Origin of the sequence: Yonghaparkia sp. Soil809 (genome assembly GCF_001429705.1) — a bacterium.
Classification (GTDB): domain Bacteria; phylum Actinomycetota; class Actinomycetes; order Actinomycetales; family Microbacteriaceae; genus Microcella.
In genome coordinates, this window is sequence record NZ_LMSV01000002.1 from 433,531 (window position 1) to 452,577 (window position 19,047).

Here is a 19,047-nt window from a genome sequence, read left to right on the forward strand (position 1 = left end):
GGGCGCGGAGTCGGGTACCGTGGAGGTCCGACCCGCGCCCGCGCCATCGCGCGTCGCGTCGCCCAATCGAATAGCGGAGGTACCCCACGTGGACATCGACCTGGCAGTCCTGAGGATGATGGAGCGCGAGCGGGAGATCCCGTTCGAGGAGCTCGTGCAGATCATCGAGCAGGCGATCCTCACGGCCTACCTCAAGCACACCGATCAGCCCGATCAGCGCGGCTCCGACCAGCCGCAGCCCCGCGTCGAGCTCGACCGCAAGACCGGGCACGTCACGGTGTACGCGCCCGAGTTCGACGAGGAGGGCGCGCTCGTCGGCGAGGCTCCTGACAGCCCCGACGACTTCGGCCGCATCGCCGCGTTCGCCGCCAAGCAGGTCATCAACCAGCGCCTGCGCGACATCGGCGACGACAAGGTGCTCGGCGAGTTCAAGGGGCGCGAGGGCGACATCATCGCCGGCGTCATCCAGCAGGGCCCGAACCCCCGCATGGTGCACATCGACCTCGGCGCGATCGAGGCGATCCTCCCGCCCGAGGAGCAGGTGCCTGGCGAGGAGTACCCGCACGGCCAGCGCATCCGCGTCTACGTCACGAGCGTCTCGCGCGGGCTCAAGGGCCCGTCGATCACCGTGAGCCGCACGCACCCCTCGCTCGTGCGGCGCCTGTTCGCCCTCGAGGTGCCGGAGATCGCGAGCGGCGTCGTCGAGATCACGGCGCTCGCGCGCGAGGCCGGCCACCGCACCAAGATCGCCGTCCGCGCGACCGAGCCGGGCGTCAACGCCAAGGGCGCGTGCATCGGCGAGCTCGGTCAGCGCGTGCGGGCCGTGACCGCCGAGCTGGGCAACGAGAAGATCGACATCGTCGACCACTCCGACGACCTCGCGACGTTCGTGAAGAACGCCCTCTCGCCGGCGAAGGTGACCGACGCCTTCGTCATCGACCCGGCGACGAAGGCCGTCCGCGCGCTCGTCCCCGACTACCAGCTGTCCCTCGCGATCGGCAAGGAGGGGCAGAACGCCCGTCTGGCCGCGAAGCTGACCGGCGCCAAGATCGACATCCAGCCCGACTCCGTGATGGAGGACTGATCGCCGCGCGCGACACGCCCGGCTCGGGCGATCGAGGGGCGAGGGGGTAGTATGGATCCCGTCAGAACGTGCATCGGCTGCCGTCGGCGCGCTTCCCGCTTCTCGCTACTGAGGGTGGTGGCTCGCGATGGAGCGGTCGAGCCGGATGCCCTGAGCCGCTTGCCGGGTCGGGGCGCGTGGGTGCATCGCACCCGCGACTGCGTCGAAACCGCGACTGCGCGGCGAGCATGGGCTCGCGCGCTCCGTGTCGCTGGTCCGCTCGACGCGGGGCCGGTTCTGACGCACATCGGATCCGACGGATCCACGAGAGAACAGGCTGATCGGCTCTTGGACAACTAATGAGCGACTCGAAATGAGTTTCGTCAACCCCTAACGGTCCGCCCCTGCCTGGGAGCGGACCCCAGACAGGAGAATTGTGGCTGGAAAACCACGCGTGCACGAGATCGCGAGCGAGCTCGGCATCGAAAGCAAGGTCGCCCTCGAGAAGCTCAAGGAGCTCGGCGAGTTCGTCAAGGGACCGTCGTCGACGATCGAGCCCCCCGTGGCGCGCAAGCTGCGCCAGGCGCTCGAGGCCGCCGGTGTGACCGCGACCAAGGCCGCTGCCGCGCCCGCCGCGAAGCCCGCGGCCAAGCCGGCGACCCCCGCGGCCCCCAAGGCGCCCGAGGCCGAGGCCCCGGCGGCGCCCGCTCCCGCGGCGCCCGTCGCGCCGGCCGCCCCGGCGGCCCCCGCGGCTGAGGCCGCGCCCGCCGACGCCCCGCAGGCGGAGGCGAAGCCCGCCGACGCGAAGCCGGCCGGTCCCGCGGCTCCTGGCGCCCCGCGCCCGGGCAACAACCCCTTCGCCTCGCAGCAGGGCATGGCCCGCCCCGGCCAGCCCCGCCCGGGCAACAACCCCTTCTCGTCGACGCAGGGAATGCCCCGCCCCGGCGGCGGCGCGATCCCGCGTCCGACGGCCCCGCGCCCGGGCGCCCCGCGTCCCGGCGCCCCGCGTCCCGGGTCGCCGCGCCCCGGTGCCCCGCGCACCAACGCGCCGTTCCAGGCGCGCACGGGCGGCCCCGGTCGTCCCGGCGGCGCCGGTGGCGGCGGCTTCCAGCGCCCCGGCGGCGCTCCCGGCGGCGGCTTCAGCGGCCCCCGGCCCGGTGGCGGCGGTCGCGGTCGCGGCCCCGGCGGCGGCACGGCGGGCGCCTTCGGTCGTGGCGGCGGCAAGAGCAAGGCTCGCAAGTCGAAGCGGACGAAGCGGCAGGAGTTCGAGATGCGGGAGGCGCCGTCGGTCGGCGGCGTCAGCGTTCCCCGCGGCGACGGCAAGACGGTGGTCCGTCTGCGCCAGGGCGCCTCGATCACCGACTTCGCCGACAAGCTCGAGACCATCAGCGGCATGAACTGCCCTCCGGGCAACCTCGTGACCGTGCTGTTCCACCTCGGTGAGATGGCCACGGCGACGGAGTCGCTCGACGGCGCGACCTTCGAGGTGCTCGGCGCCGAGCTGGGCTGGCGCATCGAGATCGTCTCGCCCGAGGACGAGGACAAGGAGCTCCTGGAGGGCTTCGACATCGACCTCGACGAGGTCGACGACGAGGAGGACCTCGTCATCCGTCCGCCCGTGGTCACCGTCATGGGCCACGTCGACCACGGAAAGACCAAGCTGCTCGACGCGATCCGCGAGGCGAACGTCGTCGCGGGCGAGGCCGGTGGCATCACGCAGCACATCGGTGCGTACCAGGTCTGGACGGAGCACGAGGAGATCGAGCGCGCCATCACCTTCATCGACACCCCGGGTCACGAGGCGTTCACCGCCATGCGCGCCCGTGGTGCGCAGGTGACCGACGTCGCGATCCTCGTGGTCGCGGCCGACGACGGCATCATGCCGCAGACGGTGGAGGCGCTCAACCACGCCCAGGCCGCCGGCGTCCCGATCGTCGTCGCGGTCAACAAGGTCGACAAGGAGGGGGCCAACCCCGCCAAGGTGCGCCAGCAGCTCACCGAGTTCGGTCTGGTCGCCGAGGAGTACGGCGGCGACACGATGTTCGTCGACGTCTCGGCGCTGCAGAAGAAGGGCATCACCGAGCTTCTCGACGCCGTTCTCCTGACGGCGGATGCCGGGCTCGACCTGCGCGCCAACCCGGCCCGCGACGCCCGCGGCGTCGCGATCGAGGCCCGACTCGACAAGGGTCGCGGCTCGGTCGCCACCGTGCTCATCCAGGCGGGAACGCTGCGCGTCGGCGACCCGATCGTCGCGGGCACGGCCTACGGCCGCGTGCGGGCGATGACGGACGAGAACGGCGAGAAGGTCGACGAGGCCTACCCCTCGCGTCCCGTGCAGGTGCAGGGTCTGTCGAGCGTTCCGCGCGCCGGCGACACCTTCATCGTCACGGACGACGACCGCACGGCCCGACAGATCGCCGAGAAGCGCGAGGCTGCCGAGCGCAACGCCTCGCTCGCCAAGGCGCGCAAGCGCATCAGCCTGGAGGACTTCACCAAGGCCCTCGAGGACGGCAAGGTCGAGTCGCTCAACCTCATCATCAAGGGTGATGTCTCCGGTGCCGTCGAGGCGCTCGAGGAGGCCCTGCTCAAGATCGAGGTCGACGACAGCGTGCAGCTGCGCATCATCCACCGCGGTGTGGGTGCCGTGACCGAGAGCGACGTCAACCTCGCGACGATCGACAACGCGATCATCGTGGGCTTCAACGTCCGGCCCGACACGAAGGCGCGCGAGCGCGCTCAGCGCGAGGGCGTCGACATCCGGTTCTACTCGGTCATCTACGCCGCGCTCGAGGAGATCGAGAACTCGCTCAAGGGCATGCTCAAGCCCGAGTTCGAGGAGGTCCAGTCGGGTGTCGCCGAGATCCGCGAGATCTTCCGCTCGTCGAAGTTCGGCAACATCGCCGGTGTCATCGTGCGGTCGGGAACGATCACGCGCAACGCCAAGGCGCGCGTCATCCGCGAGGGCGTCGTCGTCGGCGACAACCTCGCGATCGAGTCGCTGCGCCGGTTCAAGGACGACGTCACCGAGGTCCGCACGGACTTCGAGGCCGGTATCGGCCTGGGCAAGTTCAACGACATCCAGATCGGCGACGAGATCGAGACGATCGAGATGAAGGAGAAGCCGCGCGTCTGATGACGCCGGCCACGGGCCCCCGCCTCCACGCGAGGCGGGGGCCCGTCCCACTACCCGCACCACCAGCAAGGGGAAGAAGACATGGGTGAGAGCCCCCGCGTCCGCAAGGTCGCCGACCGCATCCACGAGGTCATCGCCAAGCGCCTCGAGCGCGGCATCCGCGACCCCCGCATGGGGTTCGCGACGATCACGGCGGTCCAGGTGACGGGCGACCTCCAGCACGCGAGCGTCTTCTACACCGTCTACGGCACCGATGAGGAGCGCGCCGATACGGCCGCGGCGCTCAAGGCGGCGACGGGGATGCTCCGCACCGAGGTCGGGCGCAACCTGAACACACGGCTCACGCCGTCGCTCGAGTTCATCCTCGACGGGGTGCCCGAGAACGCCGCGGCCATCGAGGCGCTGCTGCGCGAGGCGCGCGAGCGGGATGCCCGGACGGAGGCGGAGGCCGCCTCCGCCGAGTACGCCGGCGACCCCGACCCCTACGTCAAGCCGCGCGAGTTCGACGAGGACGACGACGACCTCGACGAGGAGCCCGCGGCGCGCTGAGCCGCGCGCACGGCCCCGGAGGCGGCCCTGCTCCGGAGACGGACCCGCCTACTCGGAGATCTCGAGCGCGCTCCCGCCGAGAACGAGCGAGGCGACCATGACGACGAGCGAGCCGCCGATGATGAGCGCGCCCATGATGCCGAGCACGCCCAGCAGGGCGCCTTCGAGCACGCCGACCCTCTGCGTCGACTCGGAGGGGGTGGGGGTGCCGGGCAGCGTCATCGCGGACTCCTCGTGCGGTGCGGCCCTCGAGCGCGAGGGCGGGGTGGTCGGGGGAGCGGTGAGCCGCTCACGAGCATCCTGATCATTGTCGCTGATGATCGCCTGCGCGACGCGCGCGAGGGGTACGGGCTGCGGTCGGGTCGCGTCGTCCGTCGGGTCGCGTCGTCCGTCAGGTCTCAGGCGACGCTCGCCGCGTGCTCGTCGGCCGATTCCGGCAGCCGGCGCATGCGCAGCAGCGGTGAGAGCACGACGAACCCCGAGCCGAGGAGCATGCCGACGAGCGCGATCTGCAGGGTCGTCGCGATGCCGAGCTGGGCGGCGAGGACGCCGGAGAGCACGCCGGCGATCGGCATGACTCCCCACACGACGAACCGGATCGACGCGTTCATGCGCCCGAGCAGCGGCAGGGGGCAGATGCGCTGGCGGAAGCTCACCTGCGCGATGTTGTAGACGAGCACGGCGATCGCGCTGAGCGCCTGACCGAGAATGAGCAGGGGGATGGCCGCGGCAGGCAGGAGCGGCATGAGCACGATCGGGATGAGGCCGACGACGCCGAGCAGGGCCGCGACAGGGATGATCGTGCCCTCGCCGATGAGCGCGCTCAGTCGCGCCGCGACGATCGCGCCGACGATGCCGCCGATCGCGCCGACGGCGGTGGCGATGCCGAAGATCTCGGGGCCCAGCCCGAGGTCGCGCAGCACGAGGAGGGGCAGCATCGTGAGCCCGATCGTGGCGAAGAAGTTCGTCGACGCGGTGCAGAGCGTGATCGCGCGCAGCAGCCGGTTGCCGAAGACGAAGCGCAGCCCCTCGGCGATCTCGACGCGCAGCGGGCGGCGGTCCTCCTTCGGGCGCGCGACCTCGTCGTCGCGCACGGTCGCGAGCATGATGAACGAGCCCAGGTAGGTCGCGGCCGTCGCGGCGAGGAGCACGGGCGCCTGCACGATCGTGAGCAGCAGACCGCCGAGCGCGGGCCCGCCGACGCCCGCGAGCTGCGCGGTCGACTCGAGCTTGCCGTTCGCGTCGGCGATGCGCTCGCGCGGCACGAGCACGGGGATGTAGCTCTGGTAGGCGATGTCGAAGAAGACGGTCGCGACGCCGACGACGACGGCGAACAGGATGAGGTGCCAGACCTCGAGCACTCCCGCCCACCACAGCAGCGGCACGGCGGCGAAGGCGACCACGCGCACCGCGTTCGCGCGCATCATGATGGGGCGCTTGCGGGCCCGGTCGATCCACGCGCCGGCGGGGAGGCCGACGACGAGGAAGGCGAGCGTTCCCGCCGCGCCGAGCAGGCCGACCTCGACCTCGTCGGCGCCGAGCAGCACGATCGCGAGCACGGGCATCGCGAGGAACCCGAGCTCGCTGCCCAGCTGGGCTCCCGCCTCGCCTCCCCAGAACCGCAGGAAGTTCGGGCGTCGCCACAGCGTCCGCGCGGCGTCGGGAGGGGCCGGGGGAGCGGGGGCGGTCGCGGGGGTCTCGGAGCTCACAGCGGCCAGTCTGCCGCCACCGATTGAGAAGTGTCAATCGGTTCTTCCCGCGCGCCCGCCGACGCACTACCGTGGCCGCCATGAGCAGCGAGGATGCCCGCGATCGGGCGGCGAGGCGCGCCCTGTCGTCGCCGCTGCGGCTCCGCATCCTCCGCTACTGCCTGTACGAGTCCCACTCGAACCGCGAGATCGCCGTGCAGTTCGGCCTCAACCCCGGGACGAGCCTGCACCACGTGCGCACGCTCGTCGACACGGGCTTCCTCGCCGCGGAGGAGGGGCGCCCCGGGCGGCGCGGGAGCGTGGAGATCCCGTACCGCGCGACGGGCACGTCGTGGGATGCCCCGACCGACGGCACCGGAGACCTCCTCATTCGCACCTTCCTCGAGGAGATCGAGGGGCGCGACCTCGACGAGCTCTTCATGGTGCGCATGGGCTTCAAGCTGCGCCCCGAGCGGCTGGAGGAGCTGCAGCGCCGGCTCGTCGACCTCGTGCTCGAGTTCCACGGCTCGCCCGACGACGACGGCGAGCTCTCGAGCCTGTTCATCGCCGGGCACCCGGAGGAACGACCGGCGGACCGGCCGGCGGAGCGGCCGGAGCCGGAGGCGCGGCCCGAGCGCCGTCAGGAGCCGGGGAGCGCGTAGCCCTCCTCGCGCGAGCCGGTCGCGAGGCCGTCGGCGAGCAGGCCGGCCAGGGCGCGCTCGCGCTGCACGGCATCCGCCCAGACCCCGTCGAGGATCTCCGCCGGGACCGGCCCGTCCGCGTGGCGCAGCTCGCGCATGATGAGGCCGCGCACCTGGCGGTCGCTGCCCTCGAAGCGCGCCTGCCGCGGCGCGCGCGGCCCGTCGTAGTCGGGGTAGCCGGCCGCGCGCCAGGCGCACAGCGCGGCGAGGGGGCACGTGTCGCAGCGGGGGGTGCGGGCGACGCACACGACCTGGCCGAGCTCCATGAGTCCGGCGTTCATGAGCCGGGCATCCGCGGCGTCGTCGGGGAGGAGGGCCTCCATGTCGGCGAGATCCGCGCGGGTGCGGGCCGGGCCGGCCGCGCCCCGGCCGTGGATCGCGCGCGCGATGACGCGGCGCGTGTTGACGTCGACGACGGGCGCCCTGACCCCGAAGGCGAAGCTCGCGACGGCGCGCGCCGTGTAGTCGCCGATGCCGGGGAGGGCGAGCAGGGCATCCACGTCGGAGGGCACCTCGCCGCCGTGCCGCTCGCTGATCGCGACCGCCGCGGCGTGCAGGTTGAGGGCGCGGCGGGGGTAGCCGAGGCGATCCCAGGCGCGCACCGCCTCGGCGGGGGAGTCGCTCGCGAGCGCGTCGGGGCTGGGCCAGCGCGCGAGCCACTGCTCGAGCCGCGGGATGACGCGCGCGACCGGGGTCTGCTGCAGCATGATCTCGCTCACGAGCACGCCCCACGGCGAGAAGCCCGGCGCGCGCCATGGCAGGGGCCGAGCGTTCGCGAGGAACCACGGGATGACGCGCGCGCTGGGGGAGGACTCGGCGGCCGTCACGGGGCAAGCCTAGGCTGGCGCGATGAGCGAGACCCGACGCGCCCTCCTGGAGCAGCTGGCCGACGACCTGCAGGCCGCGCACCCCCGCGGGCGCGCGCTCGTCGCGATCGACGGCGTCGACGGCGCCGGCAAGACGACGTTCGCCGACGCGTGGGCGGCGGTGCTGCGCGAGCGGGGCGTGCATGTGCTGCGCGCGACGCTCGACGACTTCCTGCGGCCGAGAGCCGAGCGGCACGCGCGGGGTCGCGACTCGGCGGAGGGGTACTACCGCGACTCGATCGACGTCGCCGCGCTCCGGGCGGCGCTCGTGGAGCCGTTCCGGTCGGGGGCGGAATCGGTCGCGCTCGGCGTGTTCGACCACGGGCACGATGCGCCCCTCGAGGTGCGCGAGCGGGGCATCCCCGATCATGCCGTCCTCCTGATCGACGGCATCTTCCTCCATCAGCCCGAGCTGCGTGGCCTCTGGAACCGGTCGATCTGGCTCGACGTCCCGCCCGAGGTGCGCGATGCGCGCCTCCTGGCGCGCGACGGCGACGGCAGCCGCGCAGCGCGGTACAGCGAGGGGCAGTACCTGTACCAGACGGAGGCGAACCCGCGCCGGGCGGCGACGATCGTCATCGACAACAGCGATGCCGCGAACCCGCGCCAGGTCTTCGACGACTTCTGCTGAGGCCGCCCGCGCGGCACCGAGGGCACTCAGCCTCGCCGCCTAGCGTGGGCGCATGCGCGTACTCGTCACCGGAGCGACCGGCTACATCGGCGGGCGGCTCGTGCCCCGACTGCTCGAGGCGGGCCACGACGTCCGCGTCTTCGTGCGCGACCCCGAGCGGCTGCGCGAGGTGCCGTGGGGCGACGAGGTCGAGGTCGCGACGGGCGACCTGCAGCGCGACGACGACGTGCGCGCCGCGGTGTCGGGCATCGACGTCCTCTACTACCTCGTGCACTCCATGGCGAGCTCGGGGGACTTCGAGGAGACCGAGCAGCGCATCGCGCGCACCGTCGCGACCGAGGCGACGGCGGCGGGCGTCGGGCGCATCGTCTACCTCGGCGGGCTCCACCCCGACGGCCCCCTCTCGCGCCACCTGCGCAGCCGCAAGGAGGTCGGCGAGATCCTGCTCGGCAGCGGCGTGCCGACGATCGCGCTCCAGGCGGGCGTCGTCATCGGGTCGGGCTCGGCGAGCTTCGAGATGATCCGGCACCTGACCGAGGTGCTGCCGTACATGCCGGCGCCGAAGTGGGTGCGCAACTTCATCCAGCCGATCGCCGTGCGCGACGTCCTCCACTACCTGATCGAGTCGGCGACGCTGCCCTCGAGCGTCAACCGCGCCTTCGACATCGGCGGCCCTGACGTGCTGCGCTACGGCCAGATGATGAACGGGTACGCGGTCGAGGCGGGGCTCAAGCAGCGACCGATCGCGAGCCTCCCGGTGCTCACGCCGTACCTCGCGAGCCAGTGGGTCAACCTCGTCACGCCCATCCCGCGCGCCCTCGCCGTGCCGATCATCTCGAGCCTGCAGTACGACGCCGTCATGCGCGAGCACGACATCGACGCCGTCATCGCGCCGCCGCCCGGCGGACTCACGGGCTACCGGCTCGCCGTGCGGTACGCGCTCGCGAAGATGCGCGAGGGCGAGGTCGAGACGAGCTGGCGCAACGCCGCCGTGCAGGGCGCGCCGAGCGACCTGCTGCCGAGCGACCCCGACTGGAGCGGCCACACCGTCTACACCGACCTGCGCGAGCTCGACACGCCCGCGCCGCCGGAGGCGCTGTGGGCGGTCGTCGAGGGCATCGGCGGCGACAACGGGTGGTACTCGCTGCCCGTCGCGTGGGCCGCGCGAGGCTGGCTCGACAAGCTCGTCGGCGGCGTCGGACTGCGTCGCGGCCGTCGCGACCCGGACCGCCTGGCCCCCGGGGACGCGCTCGACTTCTGGCGCGTCGAGCAGATCGACCGGGGCCGATTCCTGCGTCTGCGGGCGGAGATGAAGGTCCCGGGCCGCGCCTGGCTCGAGTTCACCGTCCTCCCACGCGCCGGCGGCGGGTCGACTCTCCGGCAGCGCGCGGTCTTCTTCCCCTCCGGGCTCGGCGGGCGCCTGTACTGGTTCGCGATCGCACCGTTCCACGACGTGATCTTCGCCGGTATGGCATCCTCGATGGCGAAGACCGCCGTCTCGGGCCGCCCGGTCCGACGCTGACGGCGTCGCGAGGGGGCTCGCCATGCGGCTGGTGACGATTCCGGGGGCGGATGCTCCGCGCACGCGCTCCGCACTCCTCGTCGCATTCGCCCTCGTGCTGGGTCTGTTCGGCTCACTGATCGCCGCGCCGCAGCCCGCGCACGCCGACGAGAGCGGGGTGCTCTTCTCGCTCCTGAACCAGGCGCGCAACGGCGAGGGCCGTTCCTCGCTCGAGCGCATGGCGGCGCTCGACGCCGTCGCGCTCGAGTGGGCGCAGGCGATGGCCGCGTCGGGCGCGCTCTCGCACAACCAGTCGCTCGGCAGCCGGATCCCCGGCGGGTGGAGCTTCATCGGGGAGAACGTCGCGCGCGGCTACCCGAGCGGTGAGGCCATGCACCAGGGCTGGTGGGGCTCCTCCGGCCACCGCGCCAACATGCTCGGCGACTTCACCGACGTCGGAATCGCGTTCCTCTCCGCCGGCGGGTCGACGTGGGGCGTGCAGGTCTTCGCGCGCTACGGGGCGTCCCTTCCGCCGTACTCGGCGCCCGCCCCCGCGCAGCCCGCCCCGGCGCAACCGGCGCCCGCTCCGCCCGCTGCGGCCGCCTCGCCCGACCCGCAGCCGAGCGTCATCGACCCCGAGCCCTCGCGTGCTCCGACGCTCCTTCCGTCGCCGAGCGCGACGCCCGCCCCGAGCGGCACGCGCGAGCCCTCGCCGAGCGCGGAGCCGAGCGCAAGCCCCGTGTCCGACCCGGAGGATGCCGCCTCGAGCGGCGCGATGGCGGTCGGACTCATCGCGCTCGCGGTGCTCCTCGCCGCCGCCGCTGCTGCCGCGGTGCTCCTCCTCCGCCGCCGAGGCGCTGCGCAGTCGTAGCCGCGAGGTCAGCGTCGCGCGGTCGTAGCCCCGGCCGGTGCCGCTGTCAACCGCATCGCCGCGCCGTGCCGCGTGCGCGAGCATCGCTCGCAGGCCGCCCTACCAGGGAGGTCACCGATCCGGAGACGACGGCGTCCAAGGAGGACGACATGATGCGCACCGTTTCACACCGAGAACCCTCCACGGGCGTCCGCGCCCTCATCCTCGCGGGCCTGCTCGGCCTGCTCCTCGCCCTGCTGGGCGTCGTGGCGAGCGGCGCGGCGGCCTCGGCCAGCGAGGGCCCTGGCGGGATCTCGTCGCTCTCGGCCTCGCCCGAGCCGAGCGACGAGCCGAGCGAGGAGTCGAGCGAGGAGCCAGCCGAGGAGGAGCCCGCCGACGAGCCGTCCGAGGAGGCTCCCGACGAGCCCGTCGATGATGGGGACGACGTCGTCGAGACCGATGACGACGACGGCTTCCCGCTCTGGTCGACCGTGCTGCTCGTGGTGCTGGGCATCGCGCTCGTGGCCGCTATCGCGTACGCGGCGACGCGCGACCGCGACCGGCGCGATCGCATCTAGCGGGCATCCGCCCCGAACCGACGACGCCCGTCGCGCGACCCGCATCGCGCGGCGGGCGTCGTCCTGTGCAGCGTGCGAACACGCGATCACGATTCAGGTCACGAAACGGTAACGGATGGGATAGTGTGGCGGAACCCTGCACCGAGGCAGGCTCCCCGACCCACGGAGCGACGTCGATGACGACAGCGCGAATGCCCGATCGCGGCACTCCTCGGCCGTACTCCGTGCGGCGGATGACCCTCTCGGCCGCCGCGTCGCTCGCTCTCGTCCTCGTCATGGTCGTCGATCACGACGCGGCCACCGTCCACGCCGCCAACATGTGGGGCACGCTGCGCGAGCCGGGCCAGCCCGCCTTCATCGCCGGCCACCGCGGCGACCGCGCGAGCGCGCCCGAGAATACGATCCCCGCCATCCAGGCCGCGCTCGACTCGAGCATGGAGTTCGTCGAGCTCGACGTGCAGAAGACCCTCGACGGCGAGCCGGTGATCATCCACGATGAGACCCTCGAGCGCACGACGACCGGCACCGGGCTCGTCGCGGAGCGCACGTGGGCCGAGCTTCAGACTCTGGACGCCGGCTCCTGGTACGCGCCGGAGTGGGCGGGCACGCGCATCCCGCACTTCGACGACTTCGTCGACGTCTTCCAGATCTCGCGCAAGAAGGCGCTCGTCGAGCTCAAGGGCATCTGGACGGAGGACGAGCTCGAGCCCGTCGTGAGCGAGATCTACGCCGCCGGCGTGCAGGACAGGATCGTGTTCGCGAGCTTCGAGATCGGCACGCTGCACCACCTCGCGCGCGCGGCGCCGAACCTGCCGCGCGTCGTGCTGCGGCACACGCTGCCCGCCGACCCGGTGCGGCTCGCCCACTACTACGGGGCGGCGGCGGTCATGACGCGCCTCGCGGAGGTGCGCTCCCGGCCGGAGGTCGTCGACGCGATGCACGAGGCGGGCCTGGGCATCATGCTCTACACGCTCAACTCGCAGGAGAGCTGGGGCGAGGCCCTGGCGCACGGCGTCGACGGCGTCATCACCGATGAGCCCAGCGCCCTCGACGGCTGGCTCGCCGAGACCGCGCCCGGCACGTGAGCGTCGTTCGGCGCTAGCGTCATCGCATGCGCGCTCTCGCCCTCCTCGCCGCGGTGCTCGTGACGGCGATGCTCGGGTCGCCGCCCGCGGTCGCCGCACCGCTCGCGGCGAGCGTCGACGACTTCACCTTCGACTCCTTCGACGTCGAGTATCGGCTCGGAGTCGATGACGAGGGCAGAGCCGAGCTCACCACCGTGGAGACCTTCGTCGCGCGGTTCCCCGAGTTCGACCAGAACCGCGGGATCCGCCGCTCGCTGCCCGCCCAGTACCAGGGGCGCACGACCGCGCTCGAGGTCGTGAGCGTGACCGACGAGAACGGCATCGGGCGGCCCTACTCGGTCGAGGAGGACTCCGGCGTCGTCGACGTCATCGCCGCCGTGCCGGAGGGGCGGTACGTGCGCGGCCTGCAGACGTACGTCATCACCTACACACAGCGCGACGTCGTCGACGCTTTCGACGACACCGGCGCCGAGGAGTTCTACTGGAACCTCACGGGCACCGACTGGGCGCAGCCGTTCGCGCAGGTCCGCGGCCGCGTCGTGCTGGAGGACGGCCTCGCCGACGCGCTCATCCCCGGCGCGCTCGCCTGCTATCGCGGCGACGCCGGCTCGACCGAGACGTGCCCGATCGAGCGCGAGGGGGAGGTCGTGTCGGTGCAGGCCGACGGGCTCCTGCCGTACCAGACGGCGACGATCGCGCTCGGCTTCGAGCCCGGCACCTTCCGGCTGTTCGACCGCTCGTACCTCGCGAGCCCCGCCGCGTGGGTGCAGCTGGTCGCGCTGCTGGCGCTTCTCGCGATCGCCGTCCGGTCCCTCGTCCTGCGCGCAACGCGGTACCGAGATGCGACGGGCCGCCCCGTCCTCGTCGCCGAGTACCTGCCCCCGAAGGGCGTCACGCTGCTCGAGGGCGCGGGGCTCGTCCGCCGCCAGAGCCGCGCAGTCGCGAGCCAGCTGATCGACCTCGCGGTGCGACGCGCGATCACCGTCATCGAGGTGGATGCGCGGTTCTCCCTGCGCTCGCAGTGGCGGCTGCGGCTCGAGTCGGCCGCGGGGCTGGCCGATCGGGAGTCGCAGCTCCTCGCCGCATTCTTCGGGCCCGCCCTCGCCCCTGGCTCCGAGCGCACGCTGAAGAACTCCGACACGACCGTCGGCAGCCGGATCGCCGCTCTCGTCGCGACGATCGGATCCGATGCACGATCGCGCGGATGGCGCACGACGATCCCGCCGAGGCACTCCGCGGGGCTCCCCGCGCTCGGGCTCGCCGCCGTCATCACGGCGTTCGTGACCGGGATCCTCGTCAGCGACGAGGGCAGGGGCGGGGCGCTCCCCGGCGTCCTCATCGCCGTCGCGATCGGCCTCCTCATCGTCACGGGCGTGTGCCTGTGGCGCTCGCCGCTGACGGCGTCGGGCGCCGAGCTCCGCGATCACATCCGCGGTCTCGAGCAGTACATCGAGCTCGCCGAGGCCGACCGGATGCGCGTGCTCCAGTCGCCGGAGGGCGCCCTGCGCGACCGGGTCGACGTGCAGGACCGCGACGAGGCGCTGCGGCTGACGGAGCGCCTCCTGCCCTGGGCCGTGCTGCTCGGCCACGAGAAGCAGTGGGCGGAGCTGCTCGGCCGCTTCTACGACGAGCAGCATCAGCCCTCGTGGTACTCGGGGCGGTCGGCGTTCTCGGCCGCCGCGTTCTCCTCCGGCATCAGCACGGTGTCCTCCCGCGTGTCGTCGAGCTACTCGGGCACGAGCTCGTCGGGCGGCTCGAGCGGCGGCGGCTCCTCCGGCGGCGGCGGAGGAGGGGGAGGCGGCGGCGGGGTCTGAGCCGCGCGGCCGCGGCCGCATCCACCCGTCTGTCGGGGTTTTCTCAGAATGGTGCCTGCGTTGCGCCGTCGGGAGGCGTAGACTGCTCTCAGCTTCCCGAGCCCACCGCGTCGTTCTCGACCGGGTCAGGGCGCGGAGGCACCGGCCCCGAGCACACCGGCGGGGCCACTGCACACCGGTTCATCACGGGTGCCGATGGCGGTTCCGCAGACGGATGCTCCTTCGAGGTCCGGATGCCCCGCCCACGCACCACAGCATCCCCGCGGTCCTCGTGCCGCGCGTTCCCGAGGAGGGGCATGGCCCAGTCCGGCCAGCGTGTCAAGTCGTCCCAGCGCAAGGGCGGTTCACCGACCCGTCGCCGTCGCCCGCTCGACGAGCAGGGCATCATCCCGATCCTCGCCCGCGCGGTGCGCGAGGTGGAGAACGCCGCCGAGCGCGGCGGCAAGGTGAGCCCGTCGAACCGCACCAAGTTCCAGGTCGCCGCCCTGCTCGTGCGCGAGGAGCGCGCGCGCGTCAAGGAGGACCGCGAGGTGCCCGAGGGCGAGCGCGCCGAGGTGCTCAAGCGTCTCGACGGCCTCGCCGGCATCATGGCGAAGACGGCCGCGCGCGACACGACGCTCATCCAGCTTCTCGCGCCCGAGGCCAAGGTGTCGGACGCCGCCAAGCTCATGCGTCGCGACATGCTGCTGGCCTCCGGGGCCGAGCTCGAGCCGGACGACCTCATCATCATCACCGAGCCCGCACCGGTGAAGCCGGAGGTCGCGAAGCAGGTGCTGCCGACGTCGGTGAAGCGCGCGCAGCTCGCGAACCCCTTCCTCGCCCCCGACTTCTCGGCCCTCGCGGCGCTGCCGAAGCCGCAGACGGCGCGCCTGTCGAACTGGGAGCTCATCGAACCGCTGTTCCGGTCGTTCGAGTACGGCGCGGGCGGTCAGGCCGCGTCGATGGATCTGCCGGAGGCGGGCTCGCTCGTGACTCCGGGCGGCATGGAGCTCATGCGTCACCAGGCGCGGCTCATCGAGGCGGTGCGCGCGGGTCACCGCTCGTTCCTGCTCGCGGACGAGCCGGGCCTCGGCAAGACGGCGCAGGCGCTCATGGCGGCGAACGTCGCGCAGGCGTTCCCGCTCTTGGTCGTGGTGCCGAACGTCGTGAAGACGAACTGGGCGCGTGAGGTGCAGCGCTGGATCCCGCAGCGCTCGTCGACGGTCGTCCACGGCGACGGCGACGACCTCGACGCGTTCGCCGACGTCATCATCGTCAACTACGAGATCCTCGACCGTCACGTCGGCTGGCTCGGCCGGTTCGGCTTCAAGGGCATGGTCGTCGACGAGGCGCACTTCATCAAGAACGCGACCTCGCAGCGCTCGCGCCACGTGCAGGCTCTCGCGACGAGCATCCGCGCGGTCACGCCGAAGGCGCTCATGATGGCGCTCACGGGCACGCCGCTCATCAACCAGATCGAGGATTTCCGGATGATCTGGAAGTTCCTGGGCTGGATCGACGACAAGAAGCCGCTGGGCGAGCTCATGGTGAAACTGGAGGAGACGGGCCTCACACCCGTCGACCCGGGCTTCTTCGCCGAGGCGCGTCGCTGCGTCATCGACATGGGCATCGTGCGGCGCAAGAAGGTGGATGTCGCCTCCGACATCCCCGCTCGCCGCATCGCCGACATCCCGGTCGAGCTCGATGACGAGTACGGTCGCTCGATCCGCGACTCCGAGCGCGCGCTCATCGCCCGTCTCGTGGAGCGCTACCGCCGAGTGGCGGCGGCGCGCGAGGTGCTTCCGGTCGGCGTCGACGCCGAGCTCGTGCGCCTCGTCGCGCAGTCGGAGCTCGAGGAGTCGAAGGGCTCGACCAACGGCGACAACGTGTTCACGCTCGTGCGCCGCATCGGCACGGCGAAGGCGGTGCTCGCGGCCGACTACACGGCGCAGCTGGCGCGCAACGTCGGCAAGGTCGTGTTCTTCGCCAAGCACATCGATGTCATGGATGCCGCCGAGGCGCACTTCGCGTCGGCGGGGCTGAAGTCGGTGAGCGTGCGCGGCGATCAGTCGACGAAGGCGCGTCAGGAGGCGATCGACGCGTTCACGAACGATGAGGATGTCGCGGTCATCGTCTGCTCGCTGTCGGCGGCGGGCGTGGGGCTGAACCTTCAGGCGGCGTCCAACGTCGTCCTCGCGGAGCTCTCGTGGACCTCGGCCGAGCAGACGCAGGCGATCGACCGCGTGCACCGCATCGGTCAGGAGCTGCCCGTCACCGCCTGGCGCATCCTCGCGGCGCAGACGATCGACGCGCGCATCGCCGACCTCATCGACTCGAAGGCGGGCCTCGCGGCGCGCGCGCTCGACGGATCGGACGAGGTGCTCTCGCAGGAGGGCACGGTGCAGCTGCAGGCGCTCATCGCGATGCTGACGGAGGCGCTGAGCCGCTAGGTCTTTGCTGCTGCTGCTGCTGCTGCTGCTGCTGCTGCTGCTGCTGCTGCTGCTGCNGGCGAGCAGGGGCCGGCAGTGCCGTGCCTGCTCGAGCGCGGCACGGATGCTGACGGCGGCGCGATCGCCGCTGTGGAAGTCGCGCGTGCTCCAGTGGAGGATCGGCGGGGCAGCCGCGCGGTCCTCGAAGGGGTATGTCGCGATCGTGAGCGTGCTCGGCCGACGCGAGGTGTTCTGGCGCACGGCGACATGCAGACCGTCGTCGACCCGAAGAACTGCGGGGTCGAGAACGCCGTGATGCACGAGGGCGCTCACGCACGCGAGCGGGCCGCCGATCCGCCACGCCCGAGCGGCGTCGGTGGGGAGGTTCGGCCGCCCGTACCAGCCCTTGCGCAGCCTCACGAGCCGCCTCTTGCCGAGCAGCATCCGGATGCTCATCTCGTCGACGCCGGCCTTCAGCAGCTCCGCAGTGGCGACGATGCCGCCGTGGTGGTCGAGCAGCCGCTCGTGCGGAAGGCGCGTATCGCGAGGCGCCACCATCCCCGAGAACGGAGAGGCGTCGAGCAGCTGATCCTCATCGAATTCCGCCGTCGCCTCGAACCAGTCGGCCGTCAGCCGGCGAACACCTGGAGGCGCGATCCACGATGTGAGATCCATGACCGGCACCATGCCTCTTCGGCCGGTGCGCTGACGCGAGGGCCTGCGGAAACAGCAATCCCGCGCGCCGCACTCACGATGTGGAGGAGTGACGAAAACGGATTACGTCACTCCTCCACATCGTGAGTGTGCCGAAGTCGACGGTCGTGTGCGGGCGCTCAGGTGAACGCGCGCAGGCTCAGGCGGGGCGGGCGCTTGCTCGGTCCGAGCTGACGAGGTGCTCGACCGCCGCGAGCGGGATCGGCAGCCACGTGGGGCGGTTGCGCGCCTCGTACATCGCCTCGTAGACGGCCTTGTCGAGCTCGAACGCGTCGAGGAGGGCGCGGTGGGCTCGGAGATCCGTGCCGGACTGGGCGATGTACCCGTCGAGGAAGGCCCGGCGGCAGCGGTGCGCCCACTCGGGGTCGACGGCGTCGCGAGCCGCGGCATCCGCCGCGGTGTTGCGACGCGCGCCCACGACGTAATCGAACGAGCGCAGCATCCCAGCCACGTCGCGCAGTGGCGAGTCGACCCGGTTGCGCTCGTCGAGCGGGCGCAGCGGCTCGCCCTCGAAGTCGACGAGCACCCACTCGCCCGTCGAGCGACGCAGCGCCTGCCCGAGATGGAAATCGCCGTGGATGCGCTGCAGCTGCGGCCACGGCGCATCCTGCGCCGCGTCGTACACCGCCTCGATCGCAGGGCGCAGCGCGCGCAGCGCCGGCACATCGGAGGTCGCGACCGACAGCCGGTGGTGCCAGTTCGCCACGAAGCCCACGATGTCGCCGAGGGTCGCATCGCGCGTCGGCATCGCCTCCGCGAGCCCCGTGTGCACCTCCGCGGTCGTGCGGCCCAGGCGCTCCGCCTCGGCGCTGAAATCCTCGCCCGCGGCGGCCGACGCGAGCGCGAGCTCCCACCCGTCGGTCGCATCGGTCACGAACTCCTGCGCGAACGCCAGATGCCCCATCGCCGTGCGATCGCCGTGGTACGGGTCGTTCCAGTAGCCCGTGATCGAGCCGAGCATGCGCGGCACCTGCCGGTACCCGCGCGACGTGAGCGCCGACGGCAGGGTCACGTCCGGGTTCTCGCCCGTGTGCACGAGCCGGAAGACCTTCGCCACGAGCGGCGCCTCGCCGCCCTGGTCGAAGATGATCGACGTGTTCGACTGCTCGCCGCCGTGCACGCGCGCGCGACGATCGCTGCGGTGGATGTGCATGCGCTTCAGCAGCGCCGAGGTGTACGCGGGGTCGTACGCGCCGTCGAAGAGGTAGTCGTCGTCCGAGTCGCGGCCGATCAGGTGAGGCCCAGCGCCCTTCGGGATCGTCCTCCGGGCGACGAGCGGCACGTGATAGAGCGAGGGCGGGTTGTTCGCCAGGTCGCGAAGGATGAGCACGATCACGCGAGCCTCGGGCTCATCGGTCGGCCAGACCTCGCGTGTCACCTCGACGAGGTTCGGAACGCGGCCCTTGCCGGCGTACCAGCGCTGCCGGGTCATCCAGTCGGTCAGGCACTCCAGACTGCTGCTCATA

The 19,047-nt window shown here is 72.3% G+C and carries 16 protein-coding genes; 12 read left to right on the forward strand and 4 right to left on the reverse strand.

Going from position 1 to position 19,047, the window contains the following annotated elements; genetic code table 11:
* Window positions 1-88 precede the first annotated feature (88 nt).
* The 4 genes from nusA to rbfA all read left to right on the forward strand — a co-directional run bounded on the left by nusA (window position 89) and on the right by rbfA (window position 4,745).
* Window positions 89-1,084: a transcription termination factor NusA gene (nusA, locus tag ASG83_RS09610; RefSeq protein WP_055860507.1), complete on the forward strand. Its 996-nt coding sequence runs from the start codon at window positions 89-91 to the stop codon at window positions 1,082-1,084.
* Between the two features lie 51 nt (window positions 1,085-1,135).
* Window positions 1,136-1,423 (forward strand): YlxR family protein, encoded by a 288-nt coding sequence (locus ASG83_RS12510; RefSeq protein WP_082515030.1) that lies wholly within the window; start codon window positions 1,136-1,138, stop codon window positions 1,421-1,423.
* A gap of 94 nt (window positions 1,424-1,517) precedes the next feature.
* Window positions 1,518-4,196, forward strand: coding sequence for a translation initiation factor IF-2 (infB, locus tag ASG83_RS09615; RefSeq protein WP_055860510.1), 2,679 nt, complete (start codon window positions 1,518-1,520; stop codon window positions 4,194-4,196).
* Window positions 4,197-4,277: 81 nt separating this feature from the next.
* Window positions 4,278-4,745 carry a 30S ribosome-binding factor RbfA gene (gene rbfA / locus ASG83_RS09620; protein ID WP_055860513.1) on the forward strand — a complete coding sequence of 156 codons (468 nt, stop codon included), beginning with the start codon at window positions 4,278-4,280 and terminating at the stop codon, window positions 4,743-4,745.
* A 48-nt stretch (window positions 4,746-4,793) separates the two neighbouring features.
* Here rbfA and ASG83_RS12690 read toward each other — a convergent pair whose 3' ends face one another.
* Entirely contained in the window at window positions 4,794-4,967 is a 174-nt protein-coding gene (locus ASG83_RS12690; RefSeq protein WP_156376812.1) for a hypothetical protein, read from the reverse strand.
* Window positions 4,968-5,143: 176 nt separating this feature from the next.
* On the reverse strand, window positions 5,144-6,454 hold the full coding sequence (locus tag ASG83_RS09625) for an MFS transporter (protein ID WP_235460165.1): 1,311 nt from the start codon (window positions 6,452-6,454) through the stop codon (window positions 5,144-5,146).
* Between the two features lie 80 nt (window positions 6,455-6,534).
* On the opposite strand from ASG83_RS09625, the gene ASG83_RS09630 reads away from it, so the two are divergent.
* The gene (locus ASG83_RS09630) at window positions 6,535-7,095 is read left to right on the forward strand and encodes a transcriptional regulator (protein ID WP_055860516.1); all 561 of its coding nucleotides are present in this window, start codon (window positions 6,535-6,537) and stop codon (window positions 7,093-7,095) included.
* Here ASG83_RS09630 and ASG83_RS09635 read toward each other — a convergent pair.
* The gene (locus ASG83_RS09635) at window positions 7,074-7,961 is read right to left on the reverse strand and encodes an A/G-specific adenine glycosylase (RefSeq protein ID WP_055860518.1); all 888 of its coding nucleotides are present in this window, start codon (window positions 7,959-7,961) and stop codon (window positions 7,074-7,076) included. The genes ASG83_RS09630 and ASG83_RS09635 overlap by 22 nt on opposite strands.
* Before the next feature lie 22 nt (window positions 7,962-7,983).
* Here ASG83_RS09635 and ASG83_RS09640 point away from each other — a divergent pair, with 22 nt between their 5' ends.
* The 7 genes from ASG83_RS09640 to ASG83_RS09670 all read left to right on the forward strand — a co-directional run bounded on the left by ASG83_RS09640 (window position 7,984) and on the right by ASG83_RS09670 (window position 16,888).
* Window positions 7,984-8,631 (forward strand): hypothetical protein, encoded by a 648-nt coding sequence (locus ASG83_RS09640; protein ID WP_055860521.1) that lies wholly within the window; start codon window positions 7,984-7,986, stop codon window positions 8,629-8,631.
* A 52-nt stretch (window positions 8,632-8,683) separates the two neighbouring features.
* A complete protein-coding gene (locus ASG83_RS09645; protein ID WP_055860524.1) occupies window positions 8,684-10,153 on the forward strand; it encodes an SDR family oxidoreductase in 1,470 nt (489 codons plus the stop codon).
* 22 nt (window positions 10,154-10,175) lie between these two features.
* Window positions 10,176-11,003: a CAP domain-containing protein gene (locus tag ASG83_RS13360; RefSeq protein WP_055860527.1), complete on the forward strand. Its 828-nt coding sequence runs from the start codon at window positions 10,176-10,178 to the stop codon at window positions 11,001-11,003.
* Between the two features lie 149 nt (window positions 11,004-11,152).
* Window positions 11,153-11,560 (forward strand): hypothetical protein, encoded by a 408-nt coding sequence (locus ASG83_RS09655; protein ID WP_055860530.1) that lies wholly within the window; start codon window positions 11,153-11,155, stop codon window positions 11,558-11,560.
* Window positions 11,561-11,736: 176 nt separating this feature from the next.
* Complete coding sequence (locus ASG83_RS09660) at window positions 11,737-12,645, forward strand: glycerophosphodiester phosphodiesterase family protein (RefSeq protein WP_082599196.1); 909 nt, start codon at window positions 11,737-11,739, stop codon at window positions 12,643-12,645.
* Between the two features lie 26 nt (window positions 12,646-12,671).
* Window positions 12,672-14,459, forward strand: a complete 1,788-nt coding sequence (locus tag ASG83_RS09665) for a DUF2207 domain-containing protein (protein ID WP_055860536.1) — start codon at window positions 12,672-12,674, stop codon at window positions 14,457-14,459.
* Between the two features lie 296 nt (window positions 14,460-14,755).
* A complete protein-coding gene (locus ASG83_RS09670; RefSeq protein WP_055860539.1) occupies window positions 14,756-16,888 on the forward strand; it encodes a DEAD/DEAH box helicase in 2,133 nt (710 codons plus the stop codon).
* Window positions 16,889-17,720: 832 nt separating this feature from the next.
* Here the strand turns inward: ASG83_RS09670 and ASG83_RS09680 are convergent.
* Window positions 17,721-19,046, reverse strand: coding sequence for a hypothetical protein (locus ASG83_RS09680; RefSeq protein WP_055860545.1), 1,326 nt, complete (start codon window positions 19,044-19,046; stop codon window positions 17,721-17,723).
* Window position 19,047 lies beyond the last annotated feature (1 nt).